The sequence below is a fragment of the Bradyrhizobium sp. LeoA1Lang genome, assembly GCF_055413685.1.
Map to the genome: position 1 here is coordinate 1 of NZ_JBVAPG010000091.1, position 14,313 is coordinate 14,313.

The 14,313-nt window shown below is 64.8% G+C and carries 12 protein-coding genes; 5 read left to right on the plus strand and 7 right to left on the minus strand.

Going from position 1 to position 14,313, the window contains the following annotated elements:
- Window positions 1-433: 433 nt before the first annotated feature.
- From ACZYOF_RS26785 to pcsA, 3 genes are all read right to left on the minus strand, one after another.
- Window positions 434-1,408 (minus strand): quinone oxidoreductase family protein, encoded by a 975-nt coding sequence (locus ACZYOF_RS26785; RefSeq protein ID WP_130583678.1) that lies wholly within the window; start codon window positions 1,406-1,408, stop codon window positions 434-436.
- Between the two features lie 82 nt (window positions 1,409-1,490).
- On the minus strand, window positions 1,491-2,216 hold the full coding sequence (locus ACZYOF_RS26790) for a TerC family protein (RefSeq protein WP_130583677.1): 726 nt from the start codon (window positions 2,214-2,216) through the stop codon (window positions 1,491-1,493).
- Window positions 2,213-2,953 (minus strand): phosphatidylcholine synthase, encoded by a 741-nt coding sequence (pcsA, locus tag ACZYOF_RS26795; protein ID WP_282527152.1) that lies wholly within the window; start codon window positions 2,951-2,953, stop codon window positions 2,213-2,215. Before pcsA ends, ACZYOF_RS26790 begins: the two co-directional genes overlap by 4 nt.
- Window positions 2,954-3,087: 134 nt before the next feature.
- On the opposite strand from pcsA, the gene ACZYOF_RS26800 reads away from it, so the two are divergent.
- A complete protein-coding gene (locus ACZYOF_RS26800; RefSeq protein ID WP_463717660.1) occupies window positions 3,088-4,278 on the plus strand; it encodes a UbiH/UbiF family hydroxylase in 1,191 nt (396 codons plus the stop codon).
- Window positions 4,279-4,285: 7 nt separating this feature from the next.
- Here the strand turns inward: ACZYOF_RS26800 and ACZYOF_RS26805 are convergent, their stop codons facing one another.
- A complete protein-coding gene (locus ACZYOF_RS26805) occupies window positions 4,286-5,239 on the minus strand; it encodes an AEC family transporter (RefSeq protein ID WP_463717661.1) in 954 nt (317 codons plus the stop codon).
- Between the two features lie 117 nt (window positions 5,240-5,356).
- Here ACZYOF_RS26805 and hspQ point away from each other — a divergent pair, with 117 nt between their 5' ends.
- On the plus strand, window positions 5,357-5,689 hold the full coding sequence (gene hspQ, locus ACZYOF_RS26810) for a heat shock protein HspQ (protein WP_130583679.1): 333 nt from the start codon (window positions 5,357-5,359) through the stop codon (window positions 5,687-5,689).
- Between the two features lie 115 nt (window positions 5,690-5,804).
- Here the strand turns inward: hspQ and ACZYOF_RS26815 are convergent, their stop codons facing one another.
- Window positions 5,805-6,635 (minus strand): invasion associated locus B family protein, encoded by an 831-nt coding sequence (locus ACZYOF_RS26815; RefSeq protein WP_463717662.1) that lies wholly within the window; start codon window positions 6,633-6,635, stop codon window positions 5,805-5,807.
- A gap of 294 nt (window positions 6,636-6,929) precedes the next feature.
- Between ACZYOF_RS26815 and ACZYOF_RS26820 the strand changes: the two genes are divergently transcribed.
- The 3 genes from ACZYOF_RS26820 to ACZYOF_RS26830 all read left to right on the plus strand — a co-directional run bounded on the left by ACZYOF_RS26820 (window position 6,930) and on the right by ACZYOF_RS26830 (window position 11,694).
- Entirely contained in the window at window positions 6,930-8,729 is a 1,800-nt protein-coding gene (locus ACZYOF_RS26820; protein ID WP_463717663.1) for an extracellular solute-binding protein, read from the plus strand.
- Window positions 8,730-8,778: 49 nt separating this feature from the next.
- Window positions 8,779-10,281, plus strand: a complete 1,503-nt coding sequence (locus tag ACZYOF_RS26825) for an AMP-binding protein (protein WP_463717664.1) — start codon at window positions 8,779-8,781, stop codon at window positions 10,279-10,281.
- Between the two features lie 186 nt (window positions 10,282-10,467).
- Window positions 10,468-11,694 (plus strand): GGDEF domain-containing protein, encoded by a 1,227-nt coding sequence (locus ACZYOF_RS26830; protein ID WP_463717665.1) that lies wholly within the window; start codon window positions 10,468-10,470, stop codon window positions 11,692-11,694.
- Between the two features lie 62 nt (window positions 11,695-11,756).
- On the opposite strand, the gene ACZYOF_RS26835 is transcribed toward ACZYOF_RS26830, so the two are convergent.
- Together ACZYOF_RS26835 and ACZYOF_RS26840 are read right to left on the minus strand one after the other, a co-directional pair.
- Window positions 11,757-12,629 (minus strand): hypothetical protein, encoded by an 873-nt coding sequence (locus ACZYOF_RS26835; RefSeq protein WP_463717666.1) that lies wholly within the window; start codon window positions 12,627-12,629, stop codon window positions 11,757-11,759.
- A gap of 287 nt (window positions 12,630-12,916) precedes the next feature.
- Window positions 12,917-14,311, minus strand: coding sequence for an FAD-dependent oxidoreductase (locus ACZYOF_RS26840; protein ID WP_463717667.1), 1,395 nt, complete (start codon window positions 14,309-14,311; stop codon window positions 12,917-12,919).
- Window positions 14,312-14,313 lie beyond the last annotated feature (2 nt).

Consider the following 14,313-nt stretch of genomic DNA (forward strand, 5'->3'; position numbering starts at 1 on the left):
GATGACGGTGGCAAGAAAGCCCGGTCACCGGGGAGAGCACGAAGTAAGCCGTAAACCATCGCGCAGGGAAAGCCGGAATGCTTCGGTTGAACCTGTGGTCCTACCCCCGTGCTTTTTGTTGCACGGGGCCCACGGGTGCAACCAGCACCCGGCTTTCCCTGCGCGCCCTCTGCTGATTGAGAGGGTGGAAAATGAAGCAAAGCTCGGACGCAAAGCGTCGCGAGAACGTAAGCGCTCACCCTCACTCCACCGTCATGCCCCGCGAAGGCGGGGCATCCACTACCCGGCGGCCTTTCGGCTCAAGCTCAGCCGCCTCTGGAATACTGGATCGTCAGGTCAAGCCGGACGATGACAGCGGAGACGCTGTTTGACATTTGAATCAGAGACGCTCCACCCGTCATTGCGAGCGCAGCGAAGCAATGACGCAAGAGAACTACGGCCTCAGGATCGACGCCCCCGTGGTGGCCCGGCTCTCCAGATCGATATGCGCACGCGCGGCATCCTTCAGCGCGTAGGCGTGATTGATCGGCACGTGCAGCTTGCCGTTGATCACGGCGGCAAACAGCGTGTCAGCGCCTTCGAGCAATTCGTTCCGGGTGGCGACGTAGTCGTTGAGCTTCGGTCGGGTCGCAAACAGCGAGCCGTGGTTGTTGAGCTCGGCGAGCGCGAATGGCGGCACGGGACCGGACGCGTTGCCGAAGCTCACGAACAGGCCGCGCGGCTTCAGGCACGACAGTGAGCCCGGGAAGGTGGTCTTGCCGACGCCGTCATAGACGACGTCGCAAAGCTCCCCGCGGCTGATCTGCTTCACCCGCGCGACAAAATCCTCCTCATTGTAGAGGATGACGTGATCGCAGCCGTTGGCGAGCGCGAGATCGGCCTTCTCCTTCGAGCCGACGGTGCCGATGACGTGGGCACCCATCGCACGCGCCCATTGGCAGGCGAGCAATCCGATTCCGCCGGCGGCCGCGTGGATCAGCACGCGGTGGTGCGGCTCCACCTTGAAGGTCTTGTGCAGCAGATACCAGACCGTCAGCCCCTTCAGCATCAGCACGGCGCCCTGCTCATAGGTGATATGGTCGGGCAGCTTCACCACCTTGTCGGCGGGGATGACGCGCTCGGTGGCATAGCCGCCGAGGTTGAAATAATAGGCGACGCGGTCGCCCAGATGGAAATTCGTCACGCCGGGACCGACCGCGACCACTTCGCCTGCCGCCTCGTTGCCGGCGATGAAGGGAAGACCAGGCGCCTTGTAGAGGCCGGTGCGAAAATAGGTGTCGATGAAGTTGAGCCCGATCGCGTGCTGGCGAATCCGCACCTCGCCCGCGGCCGGCGCCGGCACCTCGACGTCCTCGTAAGTGAGGACTTCCGGGCCTCCCACCTTGTGCACGCGCACGGCCTTGGTCATGTCGGGCTCTCCTCAACTTATCTCGTAGCCACCGAACCGAATGCCATCGGCGCCTTGTTGTCAACTCGCGGGGCCGGATCGGCTACTTGACCGCCTTCTTCCGGTTGCGCCTCGCCAGCACGTTGAACATCTCCACAGCGGCAGCGAACGCCATCGCAAAATAGATGTAGCCACGCGGGATGTGGAAGCTGAAGCCGTCGGCGACCAGCGCCACGCCGATCAGCACCAGGAACGCCAGCGCCAGCATCTTGGTGGTGGGATGCTCTGCGACAAAACGCGCCACCGGCCCCGACGAGACGTACATGACGATGCAGGCGATCACGACGGCCGCGACCATAACCTCCAAATCCTGCGCCATGCCGATCGCGGTGATGATCGAGTCCAGCGAGAACACCATGTCGATGATGATGATCTGGACGATCACCCAGAAGAACGCGCTGCCGCCCGACGCCGCTTCTTCCTCACCTTCCGGCGCTTCCACTTCGCCATGAATTTCGTGGGTCGCCTTTGCGATCAGGAACAGCCCGCCGCCGATCAGGATGATGTCGCGCCAGGACAGCGCGAGCCCCCTCACCGTGATCACCGGCTCCGTCAACCCGATCAGCCACACCAGCAGGCTGAGCAGCAGGATGCGGAACACGAGCGCCAGGAACAAGCCGATCTGCCGCGCGCGCTTTGCCTGGTGCGGCGGGATGCGGGAGACCAGCACCGACAGGAAGATCACGTTGTCGATGCCGAGCACGATCTCCAGCGCCGTCAACGTAAGTAGCGCCGCCCACGCTTCCGGGCTGGCCAACAGTTCGATCATGTTCTGAGTGACCTCATCAACCGGATGACGGCGTCGCTGCCGGCGACATAGGCGGCGATCACGCAGAGTGCCACGATGATCGGCGTGCCGACGTCAAAGTCACGGGCGAGCGTGTAGAGCGCCAGCACCGCTCCGGCCGACATCACCCACAGTGTCAGCCAGCGCAGCCGCGTCACGCGCAGGGGATGCAGCACGTGAATCGGCGCGAAGGTGAGCGCGATCAGGACCGCCACGGCAAGGCTCGACCATGCCGGCGGCGGATGCAGCAGGAACAGATAGAAGGCCGCGGCATTCCAAAGCCCCGGAAAGCCGCGGAAATGATTGTCGGCGGACTTCATCCTGCGGTCGGCGAAATACAGCGCGCTCGATATCACGATGCCGATGCCGAGGATCGGCGCCGCCAGCGGCAGCAGCAAATGACTGGCAGTGATCGCATAGGCGGGAACGAAGACATAGGTGACGAAATCGACGACGAGGTCGAGCACCTCGCCGGACCAGTTCGGCTGCAGCCGAACCACGTCGAGCTTGCGCGCAATCGGACCGTCGATCGCATCGATGACCAGGGCCACCCCGAGCCAGCCGAACATATCGGCCCAGTGCTCGCGCACGGCCTCCATCAGCGCGAGCAGCGCGACGCCCGCCCCCATCGCCGTGAAGATGTGCACGGAGAATGCCGCCATCCGCATCCGCAGCGATGCCCGAAACGTAGCTGGCTGGCTGGTCTGGTCGATTTCCATCGCCGGGCAGTGCTATCAGGAATCGCCTGTGTTTGCATATCCGCGCTTGCGGCGTTCCGCCGCGCAAACCGGTGGAAAGATTTTATCGAATTTGATGGCTTGAAAATGCCGCCAATCCCGTCAAATGTCCCGATATGAGTGATGTACCGCATGTCTATGACGCAGTGGTCATCGGCGGCGGCCCTGCGGGGCTGACCGCCGCCATCGCGCTTGCGGATGCCGGGGCGAAGACCGCCCTGCTCGCCCGCCGCGCGCCCTATGCCGACAACCGCACCACGGCGCTGCTCGGCGCCTCGATCGACCTGCTCGAGCGGCTGGATGTCTGGCGGCGTCTGGCCGAGAAGGCCGCGGCGCTGAAGGTGATGCGGCTGGTCGATGACACCGGGCGGCTGATCCGCGCCCCGGAAGTGAGGTTCTCGTCCGACGAGATCGATCTTGAGCAGTTCGGCTTCAATGTCGACAACCGCTCGTTGATCGCGGCGCTGGAACAACGTGCGGCGGAACTGCCTGGTCTGACGTGGGTCGACGATGAAGCCGAGATCATCAATCCGGAAGAAGCCATCGTCACGATCCGGACCGGCCGCGGCGAGCCGCTGGCGGCGCGGCTGGTGATCGGCGCCGATGGCCGGCAGTCGCAGTCTCGCGAGGCCGCGGGCATCGAAATCAGCCGCCGCGACCTGAAGCAGTCGGCCCTGACCTTCAACATCGCCCACTCGCGCCCGCACAAGAACATCTCGACCGAATTCCACACGCCGCACGGCCCCGTCGTGTTCGTGCCCCTGCCCGGCAACCGCTGCAGCGTGGTCTGGGTTTCCTCCGCGTCGGAAGCGGAGCGGCTGATGGCGCTCTCCGATGCGGAACTGTCTGACGCCGCCGAGAAGCAGTCGCATTCGATTTTCGGCCGCGTCGAGGTCGAGCCGGGGCGCAATCTGTTTCCTCTGGCGATCGAACAGCCCAGGCAGTTTGCCAGGAACCGGATCGCGCTGGTCGGCGAGTCCGCCCATGTGGTGCCGCCGATCGGCGCGCAGGGCCTCAACCTCGGGCTGCGGGATGCCACCGATATCGCCAGGCTTGCCGGCGAAGCGCTCTCGCATGGCGAAGACCCCGGCTCGCCGCAGGTATTGGCGCGTTACCAGTCGGCGCGGCGCAGCGACGTCATGAGCCGGACCTTCGTCATCGACCTCGCCAACCGTTCGCTGCTCAGCGACTTCCTCCCCATGCAGTCGATCCGCGCCGCGGGCCTGCACCTGATCGGATCGATCGGCCCGCTCCGGCGGCTCGCCATGCGCGAGGGGCTCGCGCCGTCATGGCGACGTGCGAGCTGAGAGCGCCTCACGGAAAACTCAGCCGTCCGGTTTGCAACACAAACATCGCGCTGGTCAGCGTCACGACGGAGGCAAACGTGCCGACCAGCACGGCGACCGAGGCCGGCTTGACCCAGGTGTCGTTCTGCCGCGCGATCACGAACACGTTCAGCGCCGGCGGTAATGAGGCCATCAGCACCGCGGTCGCGGCCCAAGGCTGCGCGAAGGGGCCGAACGCCAGCATCAGTCCGAACGCAAGCAGTGGATGGACCAGAAGCTTGACGGCAATCACGCCCGGCACGTCCCACGGAATCCGATCGAGCGGGCGCAGCGCGACGGTGACGCCGAGCACGAACAGCGCCACCGGCGCCGCCGCGTTCTGCAGGAACAATAGCGTATTATCCAGCGCAACCGGAAAACGCAGGTGCAGGGCCGCGGCAAGTGCGCCGAAGCACACCGCCATGATCAGCGGGTTCAGCACGATCTGGCGCGCCACCACGCCGAGCGCGTGCAACAGCGAGGGATGGTCGCGGTCCGTCAACTCCACCAGGAGCGGCACGATCGAGAACAGGAAGATGCTGTCGCAGCAGAAGATCAGCGCGGTCGGCGCCGCAGCCTTCGGCCCCAGCACTGCGAGCGCCAGACCAGGACCCATGTAGCCGATGTTTCCATAGGCGCCGGAGAGCCCCGCGAGCGTCGCCTCGCGCAGCGACAGCCGCCCAAGGAGCTTGGCGACCAGCATCGCCAGGAAGAAGGCGATCATCGTTCCGAGCGTGGTCGCCACCAGGAACGGCGGATTGTTGAGTTCCGAGAACGGCGTCTTTGACATGATGCCAAACAGAAGCGCCGGCAGAGAGACGTAGAGCAGGAAAAAATTCATCCAGGCGAGCCCGGACTCGGGCAGGCCCTTGGCCTTACCGCAGGCGAAACCGATGAAGATCAGCCCGAAGTAAGGCAGCGCAAGATTAAGGATATCGACCACGGAAGGCGTCTTTTTGGGGATTTTCCAAGGAAAATGCCGCAAAATCCGCAGGAGGCGAAAGGTTAATTCGCGCGCTTGCCCCTAGCATCCGCCGCCATCATGGTCTATCGACGAGCTATGATAAAAGCGCGTACCGCTAAGTTCCAGATAGGGCAGATCGTCCGCCACCGGGTGTTTTCCTTCCGGGGGGTGATCTTCGACATCGATCCGGAATTCAACAACACCGAGGAGTGGTGGTTGTCGATCCCGGAAGAGGTGCGGCCGGACAAGGATCAGCCCTTCTATCATCTGCTCGCCGAAAACGCCGAGACCGAATACGTCGCCTACGTCTCCGAGCAGAACTTGCTGCCCGACAATTCCGGCGAACCGGTCCGGCACTCTCAGGTGGCCGAGATATTTATCCAGGACAAGTCCGGCGGCTACCGTCCGCGCAATCCCTCGCTGAATTAGCTCGCACGCGACACGGATGCTGCACTGCATCGTGGCGGCGCGGATCGGATCGCTCCCGTAGCAAAAAAGGCGCTCCTGCCGGAGCGCCTTTGATGTATCGGGAAGCTTCCCGCCGTTACTTCGCGGGTGGCGGGCTGGAGACACCCGTTGCCGGCGGATTGGCCTCAAGCTTCTTGCGGGCCTCTTCTGCGCGCTTCTGCAGCTCTTCCTGCAGCTTCTTCTGGTTTTCCTCGAACACCTTCGGGTCGGTCGGCGGGCCGTCATAGGCTTTGGCGAATTCGTTGACGAGCGGCAGCGGCAGCGTCAGCGGCGCGCCGTTGGCGTTGATCGCCTGAACCACCAGGTTCTGGCCCTTCTTCATGCTGTTGAGCAGCTCGGGGGTCGCCTCATAGTCCGACATGCAGCCATTGGCGAAGCAGATCACATAGGGCGACTGCTGCGGCGGGTTGTTGTCGACGATGATGCGGGTGCCGTGCACGAGCTGCATGCCGAGCGGCAGCGTCACGCGCAGGATCTTCTTCGGCTCACCCTCGGGCTCGATGATCACGGCGGCGATCACCGGCTGGCCGGACTCGATACGGCCGTCCTTGCCCGTGAAGCAGACCTGCTTGGCGTTGGCATCCTGGCCCTTGAGGCAGAACTTGGTCCAGGGCGCGTAGATGAGCTGGACCTGCTGATCCTGGGGCGGCGGCTGCTGCGGCTGGGCTTGCGCGGCTGGAGCGCCCTGGGCAGGCGGCTGAGCTTGGGCCGCCGGCGCGGGCGCCTTGGGGGCAGCCTTCGGCGCCGCCTTGGGAGGGGCCTTCGGTGCCGCTGGCGCGGCGGGAGCCGCCGGCTGCTGAGCTCCGGCCTCGGGAACAAGCACGGCAGCGGACAGGGCCGTCGCTGCCAAGGCGGCGAAAATTCGCCCACGCGGCCGGGCCGACGCGGCCAAGATACGGAAATTCATTGCGGAAAACCCTTTCTCAACGGCGGCGCCCGAAACCGCTGCAGGCACCGACACCTAGCCGTTTGGGGCGGCTGTCTCCTAGTCAATTGAGGCGGATACGTGACAGGCGTTGCCGTCCTGTTCAATTGCACGCCTTCAATACAGCGGCAGACGAAAAGATCAATGCCGGCAAGCAGGTTTGCCCCAACGTCACGGCGAGTTGCAAAGTCCTGTGGTAAAGCTCGTTCCGTGAGATTTCGCGAATCAGATCGACGCGTTGCTCCGCGCGTTTCCTGGGTTGCATCTGGGCGTGGCGTGCTCGCCGCGCTGGGTTTCGCCATCGCCCTCGCGCTGGTCGGGACCGGTCCGGCGCGGGCGGCGGAAAGCTATGCGATCGCGATGCACGGCGCGCCGGCATTGCCGGCCGATTTCACCCATATGCCCTACGTCAATCCCGATGCGCCCAAGGGCGGCCGGCTGACCTGGGGCATCCTCGGGACGTTCGACAGCCTCAACCCGCTGATCGTTCGTGGCCTCGCCGTGCAGCAAATCAGGGGTTTCGTCGTCGAGAGCCTGCTGGCGCGCGGCAATAACGAGCCGTTCACGCTCTACGGCCTGCTCGCCAAGACGGTCGAGACCGACGATGCGAGAAGCTACGTCACCTTCCATCTCGATCCCCGCGCCCGCTTTTCCGACGGCAAGCCCGTCACCGCCGAGGACGTGCTGTTCTCCTGGGAGCTGTTGCGCGACCACGGCCGTCCCAACCACCGGCAATATTATGCGAAGGTCGCGAAAGCCGATTCCCCCGACCCGCTCACGGTGCGCTTCGACCTCGCAGGCGCCAACGACCGCGAACTGCCGCTGATCCTCGGATTGATGCCGGTGTTGCCGAAACACGCGGTCGATCCGGCTACCTTCGAGGACACCACGATGACGGGACCGATCGGCTCCGGCCCCTATCGCGTCGGCGCGGTGAAGCCGGGCGCGAGCGTCACGCTGGTGCGCAATCCGGACTATTGGGGCCGCGACCTTCCGGTCAATCGCGGCCTCTACAATTTCGACGAGATCAGGCTCGACTTCTACCGCGAGGCCAATGGCCAGTTCGAAGCCTTCAAGCGCGGCCTCTACGATTTCCGCGTCGAGGCCGAGCCGCTGCGCTGGCACGACGGCTATGATTTCCCCGCGGCCCGCAACGGCGAGGTGATCCGCGACACCATCAAGACCGGGACGCCGCAACCTTCCGAATTCCTGGTGTTCAACACCCGCCGTCCGCCGTTTGCAGACGTCCGCGTGCGCAAGGCGCTGACGCTCCTGTTCGATTTCGAATGGATCAACCGCAACTACTTCTTCGGCCTCTATGCCCGCAGCGGCAGCTTATTCGCCGGCTCGGAGCTGTCCGCCTATGGCCGCCCGGCCGACGAGCGCGAACGAGAATTGCTGCAGCAGGCGAACGCGCAGATTGCGCCCGACATTCTCGACGGCAGCTATCACCTGCCGGTCAGCGACGGCTCGGGCCGCGACCGTACCGCGCTGCGCAGCGCTCTCGCACTGCTGTCGGAGGCCGGCTACGAGCTCGAGGGCACGGTGCTACGTAACCGCGCGACCAAGGCGCCGTTTGCGTTCGAGATCCTGGTGACGACCCGCGACCAGGAACGGATCGCGCTCGCTTACCAGCGCGACCTCAAGCGTGCCGGCATCGAGGTGCGCGTGCGCGCGGTCGATCCGGTCCAGTTCGACCAGCGCCGGCTCGGCTTCGAGTTCGACATGCTCCAGAATCGCTGGGATCAATCGCTGTCGCCCGGCAACGAGCAGTCGTTCTATTGGGGCAGCCAGGCCGCCAATATCCCCGGCACCAGGAATTACATGGGCGCCAAGGATCCGGCGATCGACGCCCTGATCGCCGCGCTCCTGGAGGCGCGGGAGCGGCCCGCCTTCGTCTCGGCGGTGCGGGCGCTGGACCGCGCGCTGATGTCCGGCTTCTACGCAATTCCCCTGTTTAACATCGCGGAGCAATGGATCGCGCGCTGGAATCGGATAGAACGGCCAGAGAGCACTGCCCTGACCGGCTACCTGCCGGAGACTTGGTGGCAGAGGCCAGAGTCGCAACCGAAGTAGCCGCAGGCCAAGTAATGCAACCGAAGTTGATGCAACCGACGTTGAACCCGTGACCCAGTCCGCTTCGCCCACGCTCGATTCCCTGTTCAAGCGCGTGCTGGCGCGCCAGCCGGACGCGCTGGCGCTGGTCGATCCGCTCAACAAGCAGCGCATCACCGGCCAGACGCGCAAGCGATTGACCTATGTGCAAGCCGACCGCGCGATCTCGGCGCTAGCGGCGCATTTCATTGAAGCGGGATTGCCGGCCAATTCGGTGCTGGCCGTGCAATTGCCGAACACGGTCGAATTCGCGCTGACGGTGCTGGCGGCCCATCGCTGCGGCCTGGTGGTCGCGCCCATGCCGCTGCTCTGGCGGCACGCCGAACTGACCGCGGCATTGAACCGCACCGCCGCGCGGGCGATCGTGACGACGAGCCGGATCGACGGCGTCATCTACGCCGACTTCGCGATGAACGCGGCGGCGGAAGCGTTCTCGATCCGCCATGTCTGCGGTTTCGGCAACGATCTGCCCGAAGGCATGGCCTCGCTCGACCAGGCCATCCTGCGGGAATCCTCGACCACGCGGGCGGTGATCCAGGACGGCCGCAAGGCCTCGCTGATCTCGTTCGATGTGACCGCCGATGGCTTCCGTCCGGTACCGCGCGCCCATTTCGCCGTGATCGCCGGCGGACTTGCGATGTCGCTGGAGAGCGACGTGCCGCAGGGCGCAACCATCATGTCAACTTTTGCCCCGATGTCCTTCGCGGGGCTGGCTTCTTCGCTTGCAGTCTGGCTGCTCACCGGCGGCACTTTGGTACTGCACCACCCCTTCGACGAAGAGGTGCTGCAGACCCAGATCAATGACCATGCCTGCGAGACGCTGATTGCGCCTGCGCCTCTGGCGCTACGGCTGGCCGAACTCGACCTCGACGCCAACATGCCGAGCGTGCGGAACGTGATCGGGCTGTGGCGGGCACCCGAACAGGTCGCCGCCGGCGCGTCCTGGACCGCGCAGCGCGCGACGCTAACGGATGTCTATCTGTTCGGCGAAGCCGGCCTGTTCGGCGCGCGCCGGACCGCCGAGGACGGTTCACCCGCGCCGATCCAGCCGGGTCCGCATGGCGCGCCGCGCGAACTCCCGGGCTCCTCCATTGCCGGCGAGATCCTGCTGACGCCAACGGGTACGCTTGGCCTGCGCGGGCCGATGGTGCCCGCCGCAGCCTACGCACCGCCGCAAGTGCCGAACGACGCGTTGATAGCCCCGCCGCCCCGCGACTACGTCGACACCGAATATGCAGCGCGGCTCGACCGTTCGACCGGCGCCATCAATATCACCGCGCCGCCGTCCGGCATCATGGCGGTTGGTGGCTACCGCTTCCTCGCCAACGACCTGCAGGAATGGTCGCGCCGGCTCGGCCAGGGCGCGCTGCTCACCGCTCTGCCCGACCGCCTCGCCGGCCATCGCCTCGCCGGGCGCGCCCAGGACAATGCGCGCGCCCGCAACGCCATGACAGAACTCGGCCTCAATCCATTGATGGTCGAAGCCTTTCGCGATCGGACCGGCGGCATCTGAGCAAACCCCGCGTTAGAGCATGATCCGGAAAAGTGGAAGCCGGTTTTCCGAAAAGATCATGCTCTAACAAAGCGATGAGTTCATGATCCGATTCCGCCTAATCGGATCATGATCTCACGTTGACGCTGCATTAAGCGGCGGCAACTAGCATGGCGGCCAAAGCTTCCGCCCGATCCGAGTTGCCGAATGCCCCAGCAAGGCCCGATCCTGATTGCCTCGACCACAGGTCGGCCAGCCTTTGCGCGCGCGCTCGATGAGAGCAGGCTGTTTCCGGTGATCGAGACCACATGGACTGACGCCGCGCGCGCAGTCGCCCAGGTACAGCCAGCCGCCGTGATCGCCGCTGCTTCGACCGGAGATGAGGCTGGACTTGCCGAATTGGCAGCGATGGTCGCGCCGCGCCAGCCCTATCTGCCGCTGATCGCCGTCGATCCCGAAGCGGCGTTGCCCGACAATGCGATTCCGTTCTTTCACGCCGAGAAGCACCCGAGCCGCCTGCTCGCGCGTCTGAACGCGGCGCTGCGCATCCGCTCGCTGCATTCGACCGTGATGCGGCGCTTGGTGCCGCCGTCGCCGATCCTGCTTTCGGATGTCGATACCAGCCGCGACGCGACCGTGCTCCTGATCGGCCGCGGCGGCGCCTACCCGGCGCTCTCGGTCGTGCTCGGCGAGCGCTGCGGCGTGGTCGGCGCGCTCAGCATCGAGGCGGCCGCCAAGCATCTCAATTCCCGTGACGTCGACGGCATCGTGCTCGGCGAAGGCTTCACGCTGCGTGTGATCGATGCCTTCCTGACGGTACTCGCCGAAGATGCCCGCTTCCGCAATCTGCCGGTCGTGGCGACGCCGGACGGGCTCGCCCCGAGCTACGAATTGCCGCATCTCGAGCTGGTTGGCGGCGAGCCGGCCGACGTCGCCGCGACGGCGCTGCCTTTGGTGCGTCAGCACGCGTTCGAAGTGCATTTGAGCCGGACGCTGCGCGCGATCGACGCCGAGGGCCTGATCGATGTGCGCACCGGCCTGCTCACCCGCATTGCCTTTGAGCGCGATTTCGCCACCGCAGTCTATCAAACCACCGAGCACGGCGGCGCGCTGAGTGTGGCGCGCTTCGCCTTCGATCCCGCCCATCCCCGCGCGCAGTTCGACGGCGCGCGCATTATCAGCCGCCTGATGCGCCAGATGGATTTCGGCGCGGCCCAGGAAGACGGATCGGTCATCGTCGTGTTCGCCGGCGCCGACTTGCGCAACGCCCACGCTATCGCGCGTCGCCTCTCCAGCGTCATGCGCCACACCAGCCATGGCAAGCGCGACATGCGTTCCGATCCCAGCGTGAGCGTCGCAACGCTGCTGTCGAACGACACCGCAAGATCACTGCTCGCGCGGCTACATGACGAGGCGCATCGCGCGGCGTCGTAGCAGCGCAGTCGAAGAGCGCGCGGCGACCGCCGATCTTAAGAACGTGGATGATGACGAGTCCGCTATCGCGCCGCAATTCTTGGCTCGAACCTGTCGGCAAACGCCATCCATTCCGGAAGCGGCGCGCCGTCGCGGTGCCGACCGCCCGCAACTGCCGCCGCCCAGGCGCTGATGGCTCCGAGCAAGGTGGCGACCGCCACCGAAAACGCCAGGATGATGGTGCTGCGACGCGCGCGAGCGATCGCCGTCTTCGAACTCGCAATCGCCTGATCGACTCGCCGTTCGGCATCGCCAGCGGAAAGGCCAGTCCACGCCTGGACCTGCTGAATCAGATAGGTCCGGTCATCGCCGTTCACCCCATTGTGGCTCGACGACGTCATGAGTATCCGGCCGGCCTCGGCGCGTTCGGCGCTGATATCAGCATTGGGAGGCCGACGTGGCGCGCGCAGCAGCCGATCGAGCTCGTAGCTCAGAAGCGGTTCGGCGGCGCTGGTGCTTCCCATCGTAAGCGATGGAGACGAACGGTTGACCGTGGCTGCGCTCACAATTGCCGCCAGTGCGGCCCCGAGGAGAACCGCGAGCGCCCAGGCCGTCAGGCCATGAAGACCGTCCCGCGTTTCCGTCTCCAAGTTGCGCGCCGCATCAAAGCCGCCGCGCGTGCGACCCGCAATGTACCCGCCGAGACCGAAACTGACGATCGCCTGCAAGATCAGATAAAGCCCCGACAGCAACGCCAGCGCGGCGGATGCGTCTCGCCAGGTTGGAGAGGCCGAGCTGACGCCAAGACCGATGGTGACGCCAAAGGTTACCAGGATGAAGGCAAACGCCGCAGCAGCGAGCGCGCCCCCGACTATGGGCGTCCAATGCAGATATCGGACTTCGTCAGCTAGCGTCAGCGCTTCGTCTTCGACGAGCGTAGGAGCTTCGATTGTCATGGTCGAACTCCTCAGCGCAGACCAAAAAACGAAAGGATGGCCATTATCACGACGATCAGGCCAATCAGATAGATTAGCTGGTTCATTTCAGTCCTCCTCCACCGGCTATAATCGCAGCTCGTTGGGAAGGTTCCTGTGAGACGCCGACGCGCCGCGGCCACACGGCCTTGGGGCCACAATGGTTTTCTCAAATGTGAATTTCGGCCCTCTGGCGGCATTCAGGCCGCCGTCCGATGCCGGCGCTCGTCTTAGAGCACCGGTATCGTTTCCACTGCCGCTGCGTGCGATCAAGACCGCGGCGGCACGTTTGCCAGCAGCGGGCCTAGTCCTTCCGCGATGGTGAGGTGCGCTATCACGGCATCTCGCAACTTCGGGTACGGCAAGCCGGCGAGCATTGAGGCTTGGATGACGGCCATGACCTCGCCGGCCTCAGAACCGATCATGGAAAAGCCGAGGATACGGTCGTCGTTCGCGCTGACGACAACCTTCATGAAGCCGTCGGTCTCGTCGGTTGCCTCCGTGCGCAGGACATGACTCATCGGCAGCTTCGCGATACGCGCAGGGATACCCTGCCGCTTGGCTTCCTGCTCGGAGAGGCCGACACGTGCGAGCGGCGGATCGGTGAACACGACATAAGGAATGAGGCGATCGTCGGTCCTGCGGGTGCCGCCTGCCATGTTGTCCCTTACAATTCTGAAGTCATCGACCGAGACATGCGTGAACTGGGGGCTGCCGCAGCATTCGCCGATGGCCCAGACACCGGGCGCAGTCGCCTGCAGACGTTCGTTGACACGAATGAAGCCGCGGGCATCGAGTTCTATTCCGGCTTCGTCGAGCCCGATGCCGGCGGTGTTGGCGACCCGGCCAACTGCCACAAGCAAGTCGCTGCCTTCGATCTTCTCTTCGCCCTTGAGGGTACGCACGCTCACCGACACGGTATCGCCGGAAACACCATGGACACTGACGGGTTGGGCGTTCAGCAGCACGTCAATCCCCTCGCCGCTCAGAATGCGCTGAATCTCTTCGGCCGCATCGGCATCTTCCCGTCCCATGAGCTGGCGACCCGGCTCGATGATCGTCACTCGGCTGCCGAACCGACGGAAGCCCTGGGCCATTTCGACACCGACATAGCCGCCCCCGAGTACGATCAAGTGCGACGGCGCGTAGTCGAGCTCCAGCGCTTCGATATGAGTAAGTGCACGCGCGGCCTTGAGACCGGCGATATCAGGAATGGCTGCGTGCGTACCAACATTGAGGACAACCTCGTCACCCGCGAGCAAGCGGATACCCCCATCGTTCAACGCGACCTGAAGGGTCTTCGGACCCACGAAGTGGCCGCTGCCCATGATGAGTTCTGCGCCGCTCTCCTTGTAGGCGTTCAGGTGGAATGCGATCTCGCGGTCGACCATGCCCTGTTTGCGAGCGCGCACCTTGCCCATATCGGTCTTGACCGCACCGGTCAGTGACCCGAAATGCGCAGCGTTCCGCACGAGGTGAGCGACCCGCGCACTCCAGATTTCATTCTTCGATGGGAGACAGGCGACTGCCGGGCAGGAACCGCCGACCCAGCGGCGCTCGACCACGGCGACTTTCTTGCCGGAACGGCCAAGATGCCATGCGAGCCGCTTTCCGCCCTGACCGCTGCCGAGGATGACGATATCGAAGTGTTCAGCCTGAGACATGG

Bases quoted from the DNA above. Each gene is read 5' to 3' on its own strand.
- ACZYOF_RS26830 (WP_463717665.1), top strand. From the start codon at position 10,468: ATGCCCCAGCAAGGCCCGATCCTGATTGCCTCGACCACAGGTCGGCCA.
- ACZYOF_RS26815 (WP_463717662.1), bottom strand. From the start codon at position 6,635: ATGAATTTCCGTATCTTGGCCGCGTCGGCCCGGCCGCGTGGGCGAATT.
- ACZYOF_RS26785 (WP_130583678.1), bottom strand. From the start codon at position 1,408: ATGACCAAGGCCGTGCGCGTGCACAAGGTGGGAGGCCCGGAAGTCCTC.
- ACZYOF_RS26790 (WP_130583677.1), bottom strand. From the start codon at position 2,216: ATGATCGAACTGTTGGCCAGCCCGGAAGCGTGGGCGGCGCTACTTACG.
- ACZYOF_RS26800 (WP_463717660.1), top strand. From the start codon at position 3,088: ATGAGTGATGTACCGCATGTCTATGACGCAGTGGTCATCGGCGGCGGC.
- ACZYOF_RS26835 (WP_463717666.1), bottom strand. From the start codon at position 12,629: ATGACAATCGAAGCTCCTACGCTCGTCGAAGACGAAGCGCTGACGCTA.
- hspQ (WP_130583679.1), top strand. From the start codon at position 5,357: ATGATAAAAGCGCGTACCGCTAAGTTCCAGATAGGGCAGATCGTCCGC.
- ACZYOF_RS26840 (WP_463717667.1), bottom strand. From the start codon at position 14,311: ATGTCTCAGGCTGAACACTTCGATATCGTCATCCTCGGCAGCGGTCAG.
- pcsA (WP_282527152.1), bottom strand. From the start codon at position 2,953: ATGGAAATCGACCAGACCAGCCAGCCAGCTACGTTTCGGGCATCGCTG.